Origin of the sequence: Rhizobium sp. WYCCWR 11152 (genome assembly GCF_013087615.1) — a bacterium.
GTDB lineage: Bacteria > Pseudomonadota > Alphaproteobacteria > Rhizobiales > Rhizobiaceae > Rhizobium > Rhizobium indicum.
Map to the genome: position 1 here is coordinate 222,739 of NZ_JABFCP010000006.1, position 17,046 is coordinate 239,784.

The window sequence follows — 17,046 nt, forward strand, 5'->3', positions numbered from 1 at the left end:
CAAATTAACAAATAATTTCAAACGCTTGCCGAAACACTATTCGACTTATCCACTGAACTCTTCTGCAGCGCAGCATAAGATCTGCTTCCCAACCGACATATTTCAGACATATTATCGGCCGGTTAACGCGAGGAGACAGACATGGGACTCACGCAATCCTTGAATGTTCTGTTGGTCAGTGCAGCGTTTGCTTTCGTCTTGTCCATGCTCTTCATCTGAGCTGGCCGACGAAAGTGTAATGACTGATAGTGCCTAAACTCCTGAATAGCTGATCAATCCGCCAACGAAAAAGCGCATGTCCCGCCCGACATGCGCTTTTCACTTTTACAGCGCCGCGCGTCTTTCAGACGCGCAAAGATCAGGCGGCTGCGCCAGCACTTTTTGTTTGCCGGCGGGAGAGGCCGAGATTGTCGAGCACGGCGGAAACCAGCGGCGCACGGTTCATCGTATAGAGATGGAAGTCGTGGATGCCGCGCCGGACGAGATCTTCGATCTGTTCGGCAGCGACTTCGGCGGCGACCTTCGCCCGCTCCTCGGGCTTGTCGTCGAAGCCTGCGAAGCGCTCGTCGAGAAAGGCGGGGATGATCGTGCCGCAGGCCCCGGCGAAGCGCTTCAACTGCGTCAGGTTCTGGATCGGCATGATGCCGGGCACAACGGGGATCGAGATGCCGGCGCCGCGCACCCGTTCCAGGTAACGCTCGAAATTATCGTTGTCGAAGAAGAATTGCGTCAGTGCCCGGTCGGCGCCATTGTCGGCCTTGCGCTTCAGCATGTCGATATCGGCCGCCGTGTCGCGGCTTTCCGGGTGTTTTTCCGGATAGGCGGAAACCGAAATCTCGAAATCGCCGATTTCCTTCAGGCCGGCCACCAGCTCCGCCGCATTGGCATAACCGCCGGGATGCGGCTGGTAGGGCGCACCGGCGCCGCCGGGCGCATCGCCGCGCAGCGCCACGAAATGCGTCACGCCGGCCTTGCGGAACGTGTCGACTACCTGATGCGTCTCCTCCTTGGTCGCGCCGACGCAGGTGAGATGCGAGGCTGTGGCAAGCGGCGTCTGCGACAGGAACCGAGTAACGGCGGTCAGCGTCGGCGCTCTGGTGGTGCCGCCGGCGCCATAAGTCACCGAGACGAAATCCGGGTCCCAGTCCTGCAGTTCTCTGACGGTATGCCAGAGCTGCCCTTCCATCTCCTCCGATTTCGGCGGGAAGAATTCGAAGGAGACCCTGATGTTGCGGCCGCGCGCTTCGTTTTTCAAAGCCATGTCATACCCTCCCGGCAAATGTAGGTTCGGCGCCTTCGCTCGTCTGCGAAGCCATGAGACGCCTCGGATCTCGCGCGAGCCAGACGGTGACCGTCAACCCCTGCCCGCTTTGCTGACCCGGATGAAGATCGACGACCTGCTCGACGTCGAGCCCGGCCTTGCGCAACCAGTCGGACATCGCCTGGTGCGAAAAACCGAGACGGACATGCGCATGCTCGTCGCGGAGATATTCGAGCGTGTGCGGCGCAAGGTCGATGACCACGAGCCGGCCGCCCGGCCGGAGCATGCGCGCCGCTTCCGCGATCGCAATCTCCGGCTGATCGAAGAAATGCAGCACCTGATGGATCGTCACCAGATCGAAATCCTGTCCCTCGAAAGGCAGGTTCAGGATATCGGCGTGGCGCACGGTGGCCTTGGTGATGCGGGACTTGTCGAGATTGGCGCGTGCCACGCTCAGCATGTCGCGGCTGGCATCAACGCCGGTCGCCCGGCGGTAGAGCCCGGACAGGAGTTCGAGGATGCGGCCGGTGCCGGTGCCGAGATCGAGCAGCGAGTCGATCGGCTGGCTGCCGAGCAGCCGGATGACGGCAGCGTCGACCTCCTCATCGGCCGCATGCAGGCGGCGAAGCTCGTCCCATTCGGCCGCGTTGCGGCTGAAATAGGCCTGTGCCCGCTCGGCGCGCTGGTGCTTGACCTGCGAGAGCCGCTCGCCGTCGCGAAGGATGGTCGGATCGTTCTCGGAAACATGCTTCAGCAACGCCCGCACCAGCATGGCGGCCTTACCGTCCTGCTTGAGGCGGAAATAGGCCCAGGCGCCTTCCTGGTAGCGTTCGATCAGTTCGGCCTCGCCGAGCAGCTTCAGGTGGCGCGAGATGCGGGGCTGGGATTGGCCGAGAATTTCGGTAAGATCGGTCACCGTCAGATCGCCGCCGTCAAGAAGTGCCAGAAGACGCAGGCGCGTGGGCTCGCCGGCCGCCTTCAAGACGTCCACCAGCGCCTCCAGTCCAAGCTTCAAGGGTTCGCTCATTTTCGATCCGATCAAGATATAAAGATATCTTTATGTGATTTGAAAAGCGGTGGCAAGCGAGAATTCGCTCTCTCCACGAAATTGGCTGCTCAAATTGCGACAGAGGCAGACATGAAAAAGCCCCGGCCGAACCGGGGCTTCCGAAAGCAAAAATGAGTGAAATCAGCGTGTCAGACGCTTGTGAGCCTGGCTGCCCGGGTTAAGGGCGTCGGGGCCGAGACGGCGAACCTTGTCCTGTTCATAATCCTCGAAGTTGCCTTCAAACCATTCGACATGGCCGTCGCCTTCGAAAGCGAGGATATGCGTCGCCAAACGGTCGAGGAACATGCGATCATGGCTGATGATGATGGCGCAGCCGGCAAAGTTCTCCAGCGCGTTTTCCAAGGCACCCAGCGTTTCCGTATCGAGGTCGTTGGTCGGTTCGTCGAGCAGCAGAACGTTGCCGCCGGCCTTCAGCATCTTGGCAAGGTGAACACGGTTGCGCTGACCACCAGAGAGATTGCCGACCTTCTGCTGCTGATCGCCGCCCTTGAAGTTGAAGGCGCCGCAATAGGCACGGGAGTTCATGTCGAACTTGCCAAGCTTGATGATTTCGGCGCCGCCGGAGATTTCCTCCCAGACCGTCTTGTCGGCCGCAAGGGTGTCACGGCTCTGGTCGACATAACCGAGATGCACGGTCTCGCCGATGCGGATCGAACCGCCATCCGGCGTTTCCTGGCCGGTGATCATCCTGAATAGCGTCGTCTTACCGGCGCCGTTCGGGCCGATGATGCCGACGATGCCGCCTGGCGGCAGCTTGATCGACAGGTCGTTGATCAGCGTACGGCCCTCGAAGCCCTTGGTGATGCCGTCCATCTCGATGACCACCTGGCCGAGGCGCTCGCTGACCGGGATGATGATCTGCGCGTCGCCGGGACGCTGCTTCTCGGCGGCATCCACCAACTGCTCATAGGACTTGATACGCGCCTTGGATTTGGCCTGACGAGCCTTCGGGCTGGAAGCGATCCATTCCTGTTCGCGGCTGATCGCCTTCTGGCGCGATGCGTCTTCGCGGCTTTCCTGCAGCATGCGCTTGGCTTTCGCCTGCAGGTAGGCCGAGTAGTTGCCTTCGTAGGGGATGCCACGGCCGCGGTCGAGTTCGAGAATCCATCCGGTGACGTTGTCAAGGAAGTAGCGATCGTGGGTAATCATCATCACGGCGCCCGGATAGTCGCGCAGATGTTTTTCGAGCCAGGCGATGGTTTCGGCGTCTAGGTGGTTGGTCGGTTCGTCGAGCAGCAGCAGATCCGGCTGCGAAAGCAGCAGGCGGCAGAGCGCAACACGGCGACGCTCACCACCGGAAAGGCTGGTGACTTCGGCGTCGCGCGGCGGGCAGCGCAGCGCTTCCATCGCCATCTCGACCTGGCTTTCCAGATCCCAGAGGTTCTGGCTATCGATGACGTCCTGAAGCTTGGCGCCCTCTTCCGCCGTCTCGTCGGAATAGTTCATCATCAATTCATTATAGCGATCGAGGACAGCCGTCTTCGAGGCGACGCCTTCCATGACATTCTCGAACACCGTCTTGTTGGGATCGAGATGCGGCTCCTGCTCCAGATAGCCGACCGTCGCACCTTCGGCGAGCCAGGCTTCGCCGGTATACTCCTTGTCCTGACCTGCGATGATGCGCAGCACGGTGGATTTACCCGCGCCGTTCGGACCAAGGATACCGATCTTGGCATCCGGGTAGAACGAAAGGTGGATATTCTCCAGGATCTTCTTGTTGCCATAGGCCTTGTTGAGGCCGGACATATGATAGATGAACTGACGTGCCATGCTGCGCTGCTCCGGGCGGGAAACTTCGATTGTGCCGCTATGTAGGCGAAACAGCGCCTGCGGGCAACGCCAAACCCGGTTTACTCAGGATTTCCGGTCAAAAGCCCGCAGCATCGACGACGCCCTCGTCACAGCCGAACGATGTTTTTCCAGCACCCTGGATCAGATCGGCAAGCCCGGCACTTTTCGCCGATGCCGCCCCGGCGGCTTCCGAAAGCCCGATCGTCAGCTCGCTGATCATCCTGACATTGCCGGCCCGCCGGCAGCTCATCTTGACGCGGTCGCCGGCACCCGGGCCGAAGCTCTTGTCGAAAGCCGCCTTGATCGCGTCGGCCTTGACCGGCTTGCCGATATTGGCAGCGAAAAGATCGCGCACCGCCGACGCGTTGAGTGCGCCCACGAGATGCACACCGACACCGAAATAGTCGTCGGCGCTCATCTTCGTGCAGGTGCCATGCTTCACCCATTCATGCCGTTCCAGGCCGGATTGCGTGCCGGGCATCGCCTTTGCGAGCGCCGTCTTCGTCTCCGCCGCAAGCGTGACCTCCGGCAGCTTGTTCCAGTCGCCATCCTTGTCGGCGGCCTTCTGCTCGGCGCTTACGCCGCAATAATCCTGCCGCATTGGCCAAAGTCCGTGCAAGGAAAAGTTCGTCGCATCGGGACGCTCGCCGGTCTGGCTCGCACACTCGGCCTTCTTCTGGTTCGTCTGGCAAAAGGCCGGCTGCCAGCTCGCCGCCAGAATGAAGCGGGTGCGCCCGCCAGCCTCCTGCGCCACGGCGGCGCCGGCAATAACCATCGACACAGCGAACGACAAGGTACGCAACTGCATGCTGCTCATTTCAACCCCCAAAAAAAGAACAATACAGGAACAAATAAGCATCAAAATCAAAAGGCCGCAACCCTGAATCGCAACAAGGCCACAAATTGTTATCAGATAATCAAATACCCATGTTGCAATTACCCGGCGATCTGGTCTGTTGCCGCCGGGAGGATCACATGTTTTCTGAAACGCATAGGCTCGCCGTGCCAGGGGCGTCGCTGGCCTATCACCATGCCGAGGCCATCACCCCGGCACGCGGCATCCTGTTGATATCGCATGGCTTGGCCGAACATTCGAAACGATACCGCTCCTTTGCCGAGGCGATGGCGGCGCGCGGATATCATGTCTATGCCCATGATCATCGCGGCCACGGCGAGACGACGGCGCCCGACGCGCCGATCGGCCGCTTTGCCCGGCGCGGTGGGGTCGAAAGGGTGATCGGCGACGTCATCGCCATGCGCAGCCATGCGGCCTCCCGCCATCCCCGCCTGCCGGTGATCCTTTTCGGCCATTCGATGGGCGGCCTCATCGCCCTCAACGCTGCCGTCACGGCTCCGGCCGACTTCGACGCCGTCGCCGTCTGGAATTCGAATTTCGCCGTCGGCCTTGCCGGCCGCGCCGCCCAGGCGATCCTGCTTGCCGAGCGCATGCTGAAGGGCTCCGACGTGCCGAGCGGCATGTTGCCGAAGCTCACCTTCGGCGCCTGGGGCAAATCCATTCCCGGCCGCCGCACCGAGTTCGACTGGCTGTCGCGTCTTCCTGATGAAGTCGACAAATATGTTTCCGATCCGCTCTGCGGCTTCGACGCCTCGGTCTCTCTCTGGCTCGATCTCTTCGAGCTGACCTTCCGCGCGCCGCAGAAAATCCACCTCGACCGGCTGCCGCGGGACATGCCGATCCATCTGGTCGGCGGCGGAGAGGACCCGGCGACGGAGCGTGGAAAAGCCGTGCTCTGGCTGTCAAACCATTTGAAAGGCCAAAGCTTCTCCCGTATCAGCACTGAGATATATCAGGACATGCGGCACGAAACATTAAATGAGATCGGCGCGGAGGCGGCGATCGCAGCCTTCGCCGAGTGGTGCGACAGGGCCGTCGCAAGATCCTGAGCGACCAATATCCTGAGTGACCAATATCCTGAGTACAGGGATTTCATCATGAACAGCACCTCCGCCCGCCCCGTTTCGTCCGCCTCCGACGTGACGATGGGGCTTGTGCTGATGTTTATCTCGGTGATGTTCTCGCCGCTCATCGATATTTTCGCCAAGCTTGCCATCGTCACAGTCCCGTCCGCGGAGATCACCGCCGGCCGCTTCGCCGTACAGGCGCTCTGCATGTTGCCGATTGTGATATGGCGGCGCAGCTTCGCCGATTTTTCCTGGCGCCAAAATCTGTTCCACGCCATCCGCGGCGCGATCATCACTGTCTCGATGATCTCCTTCGTCACCACGCTGAAATACATGGCGGTCGCCGACGCGATTGCGATCTTCTTCGTCGAGCCGATCATGCTAACGATCCTCGGCGGTATCTTCTTGAAGGAGACAATCGGCTGGCGGCGCTATAGCGCCTGCGGCGTCGGCTTCTTCGGGGCGATGCTGATCATTCAGCCGAGTTTCGAAGAAGTCGGCTACATCGCGCTTCTGCCTGTCGTCAGCGCGCTCTGCATCGCCATCTTTGTGCTGATGACCCGCGTCCTCTCGCACAGGGAGGACCCTTGGGCCATGCAGTTCCAGATGAGCATCTGGGGCCTGCTCTTCTGCGCCATCCTGCTTTTCCTGGGCCAGGGAACCGGCTCCGATCTCTTCGATCCGGTCATGCCGGATGGCCGCGCCTGGTTCTATGTCGCCGGCGTTGGCGCCATGGCCGCGATATCGGGCATCCTCGGTGTCTATGCCTATCGCGCAGCACCAGCCTCGACGCTCGCACCGCTGCAATATTTCGAGATCGTCTCGGCGACGATCTTCGCCTGGCTGGTCTTTGGCGACTTCCCGGATGCGATCAAATGGCTCGGCATCATGATTATCATGGCGTCGGGCTTCTACATTGTCTGGCGCGAGCGCCGCTTTGCATCGAAACCGGTATCCGGTACATCAGAGGCGACGCTGGCGCCCTAGATCTGAGCCCAGATCTAAGAACGAGAGCCCGGAGGAACATGACGGAGACCGTGACGAAAAAACCGCCGCTTGCCGGCATCCGGGTGATCGAGCTTGCTCGCGTGCTCGCCGGCCCCTGGGCGGGACAGATGCTCGCCGATCTCGGCGCCGACGTCATCAAGGTCGAAAATCCCGACGGCGGCGACGATACGCGCCAATGGGGGCCACCCTTCGTCGAGGGCGCCGACGGCGAAAATCTCTCGGCCGCCTATTACCACGCCGCCAATCGCGGCAAGCGCTCCGTCACTGCCGACCTGAAGAGCGCCGAAGGCCAGGATCTCGTCCGCCGCCTCGTCTCCACCGCCGATGTGGTCATCGAGAATTTCAAAGTCGGCGGCCTCGTCAAATACGGGCTCGATTATGACAGCCTGCGCAAGGTGAACCCGAAGCTCGTGTATTGCTCGATCACCGGCTTCGGCCAGAACGGCCCTTATGCCAGCCTCGCCGGCTACGATTACATCGTCCAGGGCATGTCCGGCTTCATGTCGATTACCGGGGAGCCGGGTGGCCAGCCGATGAAGGCAGGTGTCGCCATCGCCGATATCTTCACCGGCATCTATGCCGTCTCGGCGATCGAAGCCGCCCTGATCCATGCCCTGAAGTCAGGCGAAGGCCAGTTGGTCGACATGGCCCTGCTCGACGTGCAATCGGCCGTGCTCGCCAATCAGAACATGAATTACCTGGTCTCCGGCGAGGCGCCGACCCGCCTCGGCAATGCCCATCCCAATATCTCGCCCTATGAGGTCGTGCCGACGGCGGATGGTTATCTCATTCTCGCGGTTGGAAACGACGGCCAGTTCCGCCGCCTCTGCACCATCCTCGGCCTGGAGGCCATCGCGAGCGACGAGCGTTTCGCCACCAACAAGGCACGCGTCGGCAATCGCGCCGAAGTGCGCCGCCTCATCTCCACCGAGACGCTGAAATGGCAAAAGGCGGATCTGTTGAAGGCCTGTGAAGAGAACGCGGTTCCATCAGGCGCGATCAATACGATCGAGGAAATGTTCGCCCATCCGCAGGTGCAGGCCCGCGGCCTGCGCATCGACCTTGCGGATGCCGCCGGTACCGTGATCCCCGGTGTCAGGACGCCTGTTGTGCTGTCGGAGACGCCGCTGCGTTATATAAGGCCGAGCCCGCGTCTCGGCGAACACCAGGCAGAAATTCTGGCGGAACTCGCCGAGCGCGAGAGGAAGGCATCGTCATGAAGAAGGCATTGTCATGAAGAAGACGGGCGGGGAACTGATCGTCGAGGCGCTGAAGGCGAACGGAGTCAAGCGTCTCTCCTGTGTGCCCGGCGAGAGCTTCCTCGCCGTGCTCGACGCGTTGCGCGACAGCGATATCGACGTCCTCGTCTGCCGCCAGGAGGGCGGAGCGGCGATGATGGCGGATTGCTGGGGCAGGCTGACCGGCGAACCCGGCATTTGCATGGTGACCCGTGGCCCCGGCGCCACCAACGCCTCCGCCGGCCTGCATATCGCCAAGCAGGACTCGATCCCAATGATCCTCTTCATCGGCCAGGTGCAGCGGGAAGCGAGAGAACGCGAGGCCTTCCAGGAGGTCGAGTTCCGCCGCGCCTTTACCGAATTCGCCAAATGGGTGGGCGAGATCGACGATGCCGCCCGCATTCCCGAGTTCGTCACCCGCGCCTTTGCGATCGCAACCTCCGGCCGTCCCGGCCCTGTGGTGCTGACCCTGCCGGAAGACATGCTGCGCGACGAAGTCGAGGCGCCCCGCGCCAAGCGCTATGTCGGCGTCGAAGCCCACCCCGGTCGCAGCCAGATCGACGATCTCTATCTGCGCCTGCTCAAGGCCGAGCGGCCGATGGTGATCCTCGGCGGCACGCGCTGGGATGCCGATGCCGTCGCCGATTTTGCAATTTTCGCCGAACGTTTCAAATTGCCGGTCGGCTGCTCGTTCCGCCGGCAGATGCTGTTCGATCATCTGCATCCCTGTTATGCCGGCGATGTCGGCATCGGGATCAATCCGGCGCTGGCAAAGGAGATCAAGGAGAGCGACCTGCTGATCCTGCTGGGCGCCCGCATGTCGGAAATGCCCTCCTCATCCTATACGCTGATCGATATCCCATACCCCCAGCAATCGCTGGTGCATATCTATCCCGATGCATCCGAACTCGGCCGTATCTATCGTCCTGATCTTGCGATCTGCGCCGCTGCTGCCAATTTCGTTGAAGCGCTCGCCGATCTGGAAGCGCCGGCCGAGCCGCACTGGGCGGAGCGCACGGAACGCATGCACCAGGCCTATCTCGCCTGGTCGAAGCCGCCTTCGACAGGTCCGGGCGCCGTCCATATGGGGCCGATCATGGAGTGGCTGGAGGCCAATACCGGGCCGGACGCGATCTTTACCAATGGCGCCGGCAACTACGCCACCTGGGTGCACCGCTTCCATCGTTTCCGCCGCTTCAACACCCAAGCCGCCCCCACCTCCGGCTCGATGGGTTACGGCCTGCCGGCCGCCGTCGCCGCCAAGCGGCTCTTTCCCGAGCGCGAGGTCATCTGCTTTGCCGGGGACGGCTGCTTCCTGATGCACGGACAGGAATTCGCCACCGCCATCCGCTACGGTCTGCCGATCATCGCAGTCGTCGTCAACAACGGCATCTACGGCACGATCCGCATGCATCAGGAGCGCGAGTATCCCGGCCGCGTCAGCAGCACCGATCTGACCAATCCCGACTTCGCAGCCCTTGCTCGCGCCTATGGCGGCCATGGCGAGACGGTGGAGACGACGGCGGATTTCGCCCCCGCCTTCGAGCGGGCACGCGCCAGCGGCAAGCCCGCAATCATCGAAATCAAACTCGATCCCGAAGCGATCACGCCGACGCGCACGCTCTCGGAAATCGCGCAAACAAAAAGCCGGTGAGCACGCGCAGTGCTCACCGGCTTCAGGTAATCGGAATGGCGCGATTTAGTCGAGTGCCGCCGTGATGATGAACTCGACCTTGTATTTCGGCGCAGCGAGCTTGGCTTCGCTGGTGGCACGGGCCGGCGGATTGGCCGGATCGATCCAGCCTTCCCAGACGGCGTTCATCTCGGCGAAATCGGCGATGTCGGAAAGGTAGATGATCGTCTGAAGGATCTTCGACTTGCTGCTGCCTGATGCAGCCAGCAGACGGTCGACTTCGGCAAGCGATGACTTGCACTGATCGGTGACGCTTTCGCCCTCGCCGACCTGGCCTGCGAGATAGACCGTGTTGCCGTGAATGACGGCGCCGCTCATGCGCGCGCCGACGTCGATACGCTTAATGCTCATTCTAGTCTCCTGAGTGAATGGAAGGTGATGGCGCTGCGGCGCAGCGCCGGAAAATCGGCAGCCGGAACGGGGCCTAGCTACGAATATGGTGGGTCTTCTGGTAGATCGCCGTCGAGCGGGCGCCGGAGCGGCAATAGCCGAGCATCGGCCGCGGGAATTCGTCGAGCGCATCGACCATGCCCTGCACCGCTTCCTCGGTCACGCCCATCGGTCCGACAGGCACATGGGCGACCTCGAGGCCGAGCTCCTTGGCGCGCGCCTCGATGACGGAGAACGATGTCTGATCCGGGCTCTCATGGTCGGGGCGGTGGCAGACGATCGATTTGAACCCGAGCGCCTTGATCTCGTCGAGCTCCTCGAGCGTGATCTGGCCCGAAACCGAATATTCATCGTCGATCTGGCGAATATCCATCGTCTTGTCTCCTCAAAAATCGTGGGCTGAAGGTCTACGACGGAGGTCTGCCAGCGTCAACAACACTTCGCTCACAGGAAGGCAAAGGTCAGCGCATAGCTGCGGCTCTCGCCGGGCGCCAGCATGTTGAACTCACCGGCTGCCTCAAGCTCGTCGCGCGAGATCCACCGATGTGAAACCGGCTCGATGCCGATGATGTGGGCTGGCGCCTTCTGGTTCCGCCAGACCTGCAGATGGGGCAGCGTGTCGGCGCGGAAACGCACTCGCAGCGTCCTGCCGCCGATAGCGGCGATCGGTCCGAGGCGGACCTCCGCGAACCCCTCCTCCGTTGCCGGCGCTGCGACGCAGAAGATGCCGCCCGGCTCCTCGCCGAACGTCCAGGGGAAACCGCCATTTTCCAGCATGCGGCCTTCGAGCCGCGTGCCCTCGTCCAGCCATTTGCCGCCGGTGTTCATGTGGTACATCAGGAAGGTCGGCACCGTCCGATCGCTTGTATTGACGACCCGATCCTCGAGCCGCACCTCGCCGGTCGCCCCATCGATCCGCCACAGCCGCTCGATGCGCTGCGGCAGTCCCTCGACAGTGGTGATGTCGATATCGGCGCGGCATTCGGCATTGCCGTTCTCGAACTTCGTCCACAACACCTTTGCCACATGACCGGAGGCCGATCCGTGCAGCGGATAGACCTTGCCGTCGTCCCGGCCGGGGATCGGCTGGCGGTGGCGGATATGGTCCGGCCCGCAGGTAAAGAGGAAGCCCTCGAGCGAGTGATCGATTCGCGGGTCGCCATCATCGGGAATGGCGCGTTTCGGAGCGATGTCGACGCTTTCGACGATGCATCCGCCGATATCCAGCACCGATGTTTCGTCCAGCATCAGGCGCGGCCCGCTTGCGGCGGCAAATTCGATCATCACGGTCTCCTTGGGGAATTGTCGGCCCCTTAGAGCGCCGAGCGTCCTTTCGGACGCCCAAAGGACGCTCTAACACTTTGAATCAACGCATCATGCTTTCCGAAAAACGGAATCGATTTTCGCAAAGAAGGATGCGCTAGCGTTAGGTTTCGGGCCGCCATTCGTCAATCGGCGTCGCCCGTATCTTGCGTTTTTGCAGCAACCGTGGATTTTGCGGAACTGACACAAGGACGCAAACGTTTATGAGCAAAAGGAAATCTTAGTGATTTTCATATTTTGTTCAGCACGCTTTCATAAATTCCACACTAGCGTCAAAATTCGCAGGTGTGTGTCTGCCAGTCACTGTTCGAGGTATGATACGTGAATCGCTTTTTGAAGTCGGCATTTTGCCTCGCGGCCGTCCTGGCTGCTCTTGCGGCTACAGCGCCGGAGGCAGGCGCGCAGCAGTTCCGCGATCGCCGCCAGAGCGATATCGTGCTTGTGACGCCGAGCGGCGAAATCCTCGACTATGTTCCAGCTGGCTATATCTACGCCCGCGACCGTAGCGGCAATCGCGTGTTGATCGACGACTATGGCAACGTCGTCGCTACCGAGATGCGCGCCCGCGGCTACTATCCGCCGCGGCCCGGCGCACGCGAAGTCTATAACGACCAGTACGGCAACGACCCCTATTATTCCGACAACAATCCCGATGGCGATACACGTTATTCCGAGCGCGGCGCCGTCACCGGCGGCATTCCGCGCGATGCCGCGATTGAACGCCGGCCGCTCGGCGACCAGCCCTATCCCGAGGATAACAGCATCGGCAATCCGCAGCCCGGCGACGATTATGCCTCGATCGACCCCGACCAGCAGATCCCGCCCGCCGATCAGCCGAAGGCCGCACCTGATGAACCTGTCATCACGCTGAAGAACAAGTCGAAGCCCGAGATCGTCGCACTGCAGGTCTTCCTCGATCGCGCCGGCATCTCTCCGGGCGTCATCGACGGCCATATGGGATCGAACGTCACCAAGGGGATCTATGCCTATGACCAGATGACCGGGTCGAAGCTCGATCCCAACGACACCGATGCCATTCTGGAAGAGCTGCGTATGAACGGCGGCCTGCCCGTTGTCAGTTACACGATCACGCCGGCCGATGCCGCTGGCCCCTTCGTCGCGGAGATCCCGGAAGATTATTCGCACAAGGCGCTGTTGCCGTCGCTCGCCTATACCTCGACCACCGAGATGCTGGCCGAGCGTTTCCACATGGACGAGGCTTTTCTCAAGGAGATGAACCCCGGCGCCGATTTCACCGTTGCCGGCACCGTCATCAAGGTCGTCAATCCGGGCGAGCCGAAGAGCGGCGAAGTTGCCCGCATCATCGCCGACAAGGGTCGCAAGCAGGTCTTCGCCTATGACGGCGCCGGCAATCTCCTCGCCGCCTATCCGGCATCGATCGGCTCCTCCGACACCCCCTCTCCGTCGGGCTTGGTAAATGTCGAGCGTGTCGCCCTCAATCCCGGTTACACTTATAATCCGAAGATCAATTTCCAGCAGGGCGCCAACGACAAGATCCTCAATATCCCGCCCGGCCCGAACGGCCCCGTCGGCACCGTCTGGATGGCGCTTTCCAAGCCGACCTACGGCATCCACGGCACGCCCGAGCCCTCGAAGATCGGCCGCACTCAGAGCCACGGCTGCATCCGGCTGACCAACTGGGATGCCACCGAGCTTGCCAAGATGGTCAAGCCGGGCGTGACGGTCGAATTCGTCGACTGAAATCATTCTGACGATAACAACGACAAGGCCGCCGGATCGCTCCGGCGGGCTTGTCGTTTCAGGTGGGGGATATATTCAAGCGGCCGAGCGGACCATCGGGCTCGTCACGCGGGCGGATGCCGTCAGCCTGACCGGCAGCTTGCGCATGATTTCCTCGGCAAAACAGGTGGCGTTCTCACGCGCCTTGTCGAGGTTGCTGACGCGCGTCGGATCGATCGTGTGCAGCGTGCCGCCACAGTCGAAGATGTCGCGGAAGGCGGAGCGTTCGATGATCGCCGTATCGAGCACCGGCACATGCCGCTCGCTGAGCAGTGACTTGACGACTTGCAGCGCCCGCGTCGTCACCATCGAATTGACGCGGGTGAGCACCACCGAATGGCCGATCTTGATGCCGGCCTTCTCATCCAGATACTGCAGCAGTTCGAGCACCTGCGCACCGCCGCGCGCATCCATCGCACAGCCCTGAATGGGGATCAGCACGTGGTCGGAAAGGCCAACGGCAGTGGCAAGCAGCGGATTGCGCGCACCGGGCAGATCGACGATGAAATAGTCGGTATTGTGCTTGTTCTCGCTGATATGCACCGGCAGCGACGCAGTTGTGACGAAATCGATCACCGAAAGATTGGGCACATGACCTGATATTTCGTGCCAACGCGAAATCCAGTGCTGCGGGTCGGCGTCGAGAATGGTGACGCGATAACCTTTGCGGGCAAGCTCGGTCGCGAGCAGCAGAACAGCGGTCGTCTTGCCGGCGCCGCCCTTGGTATTTGCGAATGTGATGACAGGCATGTTCGGTCCTCGGAAGGAATGGTGCGAGCCGGAATCGCTCTTTTACGCACCGTCGGAGCATCGTGCGGTTAATTCATTCTTTCTAATCATGGTTAACAAATTCGAAAGACGCGCGGCGAAATTGCAGCCGGTATTTTTCACATCCCTAAAAATAGGGATGCTGCCCGAAACGAAAAAGGCCTGGGAAACCGCGGTTTTCCAGGCCAGTCTGTTGGTCCGCTCTTATGTCGTCAGAAGCAATCTTTGAATAGAGCCTTGGTATTTTCAAGCGTCAGTGCAACCGGGTTGCCGCCGGCGCTCGGATCTTCGATCGCCATGGCCGATAATTCGTCGATGCGGTCGGCAGCGATTCCCATCGCCGACAGCGTCTCCGGCACGCCGAGTTCGGAGCGGAGCTTCAGCACATAGTCGTAGAACCCGTCGAAACCGCCCGAAATGCCGAGATAGGCGGCGGCGCGGCCGATCTTCTCCTCGATCGCCTTGCGGTTGAAGCGCAACACCGCCGGCATCACCACCGCATTGGTCATGCCGTGATGGGTGTTGTAGACGGCGCCGATCGGGTGCGACAGCGCGTGGATGGCGCCGAGCCCCTTCTGGAAGGCGACCGCGCCCATGGCGGCGGCGGCCATCATGTTGGCGCGGGCTTCCAGATCCGTGCCTTCCCTATAGGCGCGTGGCAGGAACTCCTTGACGAGGCGCATGCCTTCGAGCGCGATGCCGGCCGACATCGGGTGATAGAAGGGCGAGGAATAAGCCTCCAGGCAATGGGCGAAGGCATCCATGCCGGTCCCGGCCGTGATGATCTTCGGCATGCCGACCGTCAGTTCCGGATCGGAAATAACGACGCCAGGCAGGAACTTCGGATGGAAAATGATCTTCTTCACATGCGTTTCGGAATTGGTGATGACGCTGGCGCGCCCGACTTCCGAACCGGTGCCTGCCGTTGTCGGCACCGCGACGATCGGGGCGATACCCTCGAGGTTCGCACGCGTCCACCAGTCGCCGATATCTTCGAAGTCCCAGACCGGCCGCGTCTGGCCAGCCATGAAGGCGACGCACTTGCCGAGATCGAGCCCGGAGCCACCGCCGAAGGCGACGACGCCGTCATGGCCGCCGTCCTTGAAGGCCCTAACGCCGGCTTCGAGGTTTTTCTCGTTCGGGTTCGGATCGACATCGGCGAAGATCGCCCGGCCGAGACCGGCATCTTCGAGGATATCGAGGGCGTTCCTGGTGATCGCCATCGAGGCAAGGCCGCGGTCGGTGACGAGCAGCGGCTTCTTGATGCCGAGGCTCTTGCAGGCATCGGCCAGTTCCTTGATGCGGCCCCGGCCGAGCTTGACCGATGTCGGGTAGCTCCAGTTTGCGGTGATGTTGCTGCTCATGCTGTGACTTTCTTCAGATGGAAGGATTTCGGACGCGTCAGATTGTGGAAGCCGATGATCGACAGCGAGCCGCCGCGGCCGGTCTCCTTGACGCCGGTCCAGCAAAGCGCCGGGTCGAGATAGTCTGCGCGGTTCATGAAAACGGTGCCGGTTTCGATCTCGCGGCCGAGCCGCCCTGCCCGCTCGACATCCCTGGTCCAGAGCGAGGCCGTCAGCCCGTATTGGCTGTCGTTCATCAGCGCCAATGCTTCCTCGTCACTCTTCACCTTCATGATGCCGACTGCCGGGCCGAAAGTCTCTTCGCGCATGAAGGCCATGGAGTGGTCGACATCGACGAGGACCTGCGGGGCGAGATAGGCGCCGCCGTCATCCTGGGGGAAAAGCTTGGGATCGACAAGCGCCTTGGCGCCCTTGGAAACAGCATCGGCGATCTGCTCGCGCACCACCTTGGCGAAGCGCTTATGCGCCATCGGCCCGAGCGAGGTTTCCGGATCGAGCGGATTGCCGAGCTTGTAGTTCGATACCCAGGCAACCGATTTCTCGACGAAGGCGTCGTAAAGCGATTCATGCACGTAGATGCGCTCGATGCCGCAGCAGCACTGGCCGGAATTGTAAGTCGCGCCATCCATCAGCGTGTCGACGGCCGCCTCGAGATCGGCGTCCTCCATGACATAACCCGGATCCTTGCCGCCGAGTTCGAGGCCGAGGCCGGTGAAGGTGCCGGCAGCCGCCCGCTCCATCGACCGCCCGCCTTCGACCGATCCGGTGAAGTTGACGAAATTGAAGCTGCCGGCGGCAATCAGCGCCGACGTCGTTTCATGATCGAGGAAGACGTTCTGGAACACATCCTCGGGAACGCCGGCCTCGATAAAGGCTTGCACCAGCCGCTCACCGACCAGCAGCGTCTGCGAGGCATGCTTCAGCACCACGGTATTGCCGGCCATCAGCGCCGGCGCGATCGTGTTGATCGCCGTCATGTAGGGATAGTTCCATGGTGCGACGACGAAGACGACGCCATGGGCCTCGCGCTCGATGCGCCGCTCGAAACGATCGCTCTCCTCGACGACAACAGGCGCCATCGCGTCCGCCGCGATCGAGGCGACATAGTTGGAACGCTCGTTGAACCCCTTGTATTCGCCGCCATACTTGATCGGCCGGCCCATCTGCCAGGCGAGCTCCGGCACGACGACATCGGACATCTCGTTCAGCCGCGCAGCACCCTTCAGCACCAGTTGTACACGCTCTTCGAGCGGCCGCTTCGCCCAGCCCTTCTGCGCCTTGCGCGCACGCGCCACGACGTCCTTAGCGGCATCGAGAGAAAGGGCTGCGCGCTCGGCATAGACCGAACCGTCAACCGGTGAAATGCATTGGATCATTGCCATGATCTGTTCCTGTCCTCGTATTCTTCAAAATTTGAGTGAGGCCGTGGCCCCTCATCCGCCTGCCGGCACCTTCTC

Annotated in this window: 15 protein-coding genes; 5 read left to right on the forward strand and 10 right to left on the reverse strand. The window is 61.6% G+C overall.

Features of this window, described 5'->3' with window-relative positions; translation table 11 throughout:
* Nucleotides 1–358 precede the first annotated feature (358 nt).
* From metF to G9X67_RS07060, 4 genes are all read right to left on the reverse strand, one after another.
* Nucleotides 359–1,261, reverse strand: a complete 903-nt coding sequence (gene metF, locus G9X67_RS07045) for a methylenetetrahydrofolate reductase [NAD(P)H] (protein WP_171598405.1) — start codon at nucleotides 1,259–1,261, stop codon at nucleotides 359–361.
* Nucleotide 1,262: 1 nt separating this feature from the next.
* Nucleotides 1,263–2,288, reverse strand: coding sequence for a metalloregulator ArsR/SmtB family transcription factor (locus G9X67_RS07050; RefSeq protein ID WP_138387061.1), 1,026 nt, complete (start codon nucleotides 2,286–2,288; stop codon nucleotides 1,263–1,265).
* 162 nt (nucleotides 2,289–2,450) lie between these two features.
* On the reverse strand, nucleotides 2,451–4,100 hold the full coding sequence (ettA, locus tag G9X67_RS07055) for an energy-dependent translational throttle protein EttA (RefSeq protein ID WP_011652822.1): 1,650 nt from the start codon (nucleotides 4,098–4,100) through the stop codon (nucleotides 2,451–2,453).
* Nucleotides 4,101–4,197: 97 nt separating this feature from the next.
* Nucleotides 4,198–4,938: a ribonuclease gene (locus G9X67_RS07060; RefSeq protein WP_138387060.1), complete on the reverse strand. Its 741-nt coding sequence runs from the start codon at nucleotides 4,936–4,938 to the stop codon at nucleotides 4,198–4,200.
* Between the two features lie 158 nt (nucleotides 4,939–5,096).
* Here G9X67_RS07060 and G9X67_RS07065 point away from each other — a divergent pair, with 158 nt between their 5' ends.
* The 4 genes from G9X67_RS07065 to G9X67_RS07080 are packed head-to-tail and all read left to right on the forward strand — an operon-like array spanning nucleotide 5,097 to nucleotide 9,944.
* A complete protein-coding gene (locus G9X67_RS07065) occupies nucleotides 5,097–6,026 on the forward strand; it encodes an alpha/beta hydrolase (RefSeq protein ID WP_171598406.1) in 930 nt (309 codons plus the stop codon).
* A 48-nt stretch (nucleotides 6,027–6,074) separates the two neighbouring features.
* A complete protein-coding gene (locus G9X67_RS07070; RefSeq protein WP_171598407.1) occupies nucleotides 6,075–7,031 on the forward strand; it encodes a DMT family transporter in 957 nt (318 codons plus the stop codon).
* A 38-nt stretch (nucleotides 7,032–7,069) separates the two neighbouring features.
* Nucleotides 7,070–8,272 carry a CaiB/BaiF CoA-transferase family protein gene (locus G9X67_RS07075; protein WP_138330495.1) on the forward strand — a complete coding sequence of 401 codons (1,203 nt, stop codon included), beginning with the start codon at nucleotides 7,070–7,072 and terminating at the stop codon, nucleotides 8,270–8,272.
* A gap of 13 nt (nucleotides 8,273–8,285) precedes the next feature.
* On the forward strand, nucleotides 8,286–9,944 hold the full coding sequence (locus tag G9X67_RS07080; RefSeq protein WP_171598408.1) for a thiamine pyrophosphate-binding protein: 1,659 nt from the start codon (nucleotides 8,286–8,288) through the stop codon (nucleotides 9,942–9,944).
* A 45-nt stretch (nucleotides 9,945–9,989) separates the two neighbouring features.
* Here the strand turns inward: G9X67_RS07080 and G9X67_RS07085 are convergent, their stop codons facing one another.
* The 3 genes from G9X67_RS07085 to G9X67_RS07095 all read right to left on the reverse strand — a co-directional run bounded on the left by G9X67_RS07085 (nucleotide 9,990) and on the right by G9X67_RS07095 (nucleotide 11,657).
* Nucleotides 9,990–10,334: a RidA family protein gene (locus G9X67_RS07085; protein ID WP_138330493.1), complete on the reverse strand. Its 345-nt coding sequence runs from the start codon at nucleotides 10,332–10,334 to the stop codon at nucleotides 9,990–9,992.
* Nucleotides 10,335–10,407: 73 nt separating this feature from the next.
* Nucleotides 10,408–10,746 (reverse strand): TIGR01244 family sulfur transferase, encoded by a 339-nt coding sequence (locus G9X67_RS07090; RefSeq protein ID WP_171598409.1) that lies wholly within the window; start codon nucleotides 10,744–10,746, stop codon nucleotides 10,408–10,410.
* Nucleotides 10,747–10,817: 71 nt separating this feature from the next.
* Nucleotides 10,818–11,657, reverse strand: coding sequence for an aldose 1-epimerase family protein (locus G9X67_RS07095; RefSeq protein WP_171598410.1), 840 nt, complete (start codon nucleotides 11,655–11,657; stop codon nucleotides 10,818–10,820).
* 360 nt (nucleotides 11,658–12,017) lie between these two features.
* Here G9X67_RS07095 and G9X67_RS07100 point away from each other — a divergent pair, with 360 nt between their 5' ends.
* Nucleotides 12,018–13,418, forward strand: a complete 1,401-nt coding sequence (locus G9X67_RS07100) for a L,D-transpeptidase (protein ID WP_171598411.1) — start codon at nucleotides 12,018–12,020, stop codon at nucleotides 13,416–13,418.
* A gap of 75 nt (nucleotides 13,419–13,493) precedes the next feature.
* On the opposite strand, the gene G9X67_RS07105 is transcribed toward G9X67_RS07100, so the two are convergent.
* The 3 genes from G9X67_RS07105 to G9X67_RS07115 form a co-directional block, all read right to left on the reverse strand.
* Nucleotides 13,494–14,207 carry a ParA family protein gene (locus G9X67_RS07105; RefSeq protein ID WP_138387054.1) on the reverse strand — a complete coding sequence of 238 codons (714 nt, stop codon included), beginning with the start codon at nucleotides 14,205–14,207 and terminating at the stop codon, nucleotides 13,494–13,496.
* A 230-nt stretch (nucleotides 14,208–14,437) separates the two neighbouring features.
* Nucleotides 14,438–15,589 (reverse strand): iron-containing alcohol dehydrogenase, encoded by a 1,152-nt coding sequence (locus G9X67_RS07110; RefSeq protein ID WP_138387053.1) that lies wholly within the window; start codon nucleotides 15,587–15,589, stop codon nucleotides 14,438–14,440.
* Entirely contained in the window at nucleotides 15,586–16,971 is a 1,386-nt protein-coding gene (locus G9X67_RS07115) for an aldehyde dehydrogenase family protein (RefSeq protein ID WP_138330488.1), read from the reverse strand. Before G9X67_RS07115 ends, G9X67_RS07110 begins: the two co-directional genes overlap by 4 nt.
* Nucleotides 16,972–17,046: the final 75 nt, after the last annotated feature.

Excerpts from the sequence above, each read along its gene's own strand:
- metF (WP_171598405.1), bottom strand. The coding sequence starts at position 1,261 with ATGGCTTTGAAAAACGAAGCGCGCGGCCGCAACATCAGGGTCTCCTTC.
- G9X67_RS07050 (WP_138387061.1), bottom strand. The coding sequence starts at position 2,288 with ATGAGCGAACCCTTGAAGCTTGGACTGGAGGCGCTGGTGGACGTCTTG.
- ettA (WP_011652822.1), bottom strand. The coding sequence starts at position 4,100 with ATGGCACGTCAGTTCATCTATCATATGTCCGGCCTCAACAAGGCCTAT.
- G9X67_RS07060 (WP_138387060.1), bottom strand. The coding sequence starts at position 4,938 with ATGAGCAGCATGCAGTTGCGTACCTTGTCGTTCGCTGTGTCGATGGTT.
- G9X67_RS07065 (WP_171598406.1), top strand. The coding sequence starts at position 5,097 with ATGTTTTCTGAAACGCATAGGCTCGCCGTGCCAGGGGCGTCGCTGGCC.
- G9X67_RS07070 (WP_171598407.1), top strand. The coding sequence starts at position 6,075 with ATGAACAGCACCTCCGCCCGCCCCGTTTCGTCCGCCTCCGACGTGACG.
- G9X67_RS07075 (WP_138330495.1), top strand. The coding sequence starts at position 7,070 with ATGACGGAGACCGTGACGAAAAAACCGCCGCTTGCCGGCATCCGGGTG.
- G9X67_RS07080 (WP_171598408.1), top strand. The coding sequence starts at position 8,286 with ATGAAGAAGACGGGCGGGGAACTGATCGTCGAGGCGCTGAAGGCGAAC.
- G9X67_RS07085 (WP_138330493.1), bottom strand. The coding sequence starts at position 10,334 with ATGAGCATTAAGCGTATCGACGTCGGCGCGCGCATGAGCGGCGCCGTC.
- G9X67_RS07090 (WP_171598409.1), bottom strand. The coding sequence starts at position 10,746 with ATGGATATTCGCCAGATCGACGATGAATATTCGGTTTCGGGCCAGATC.
- G9X67_RS07095 (WP_171598410.1), bottom strand. The coding sequence starts at position 11,657 with ATGATCGAATTTGCCGCCGCAAGCGGGCCGCGCCTGATGCTGGACGAA.
- G9X67_RS07105 (WP_138387054.1), bottom strand. The coding sequence starts at position 14,207 with ATGCCTGTCATCACATTCGCAAATACCAAGGGCGGCGCCGGCAAGACG.
- G9X67_RS07110 (WP_138387053.1), bottom strand. The coding sequence starts at position 15,589 with ATGAGCAGCAACATCACCGCAAACTGGAGCTACCCGACATCGGTCAAG.
- G9X67_RS07115 (WP_138330488.1), bottom strand. The coding sequence starts at position 16,971 with ATGGCAATGATCCAATGCATTTCACCGGTTGACGGTTCGGTCTATGCC.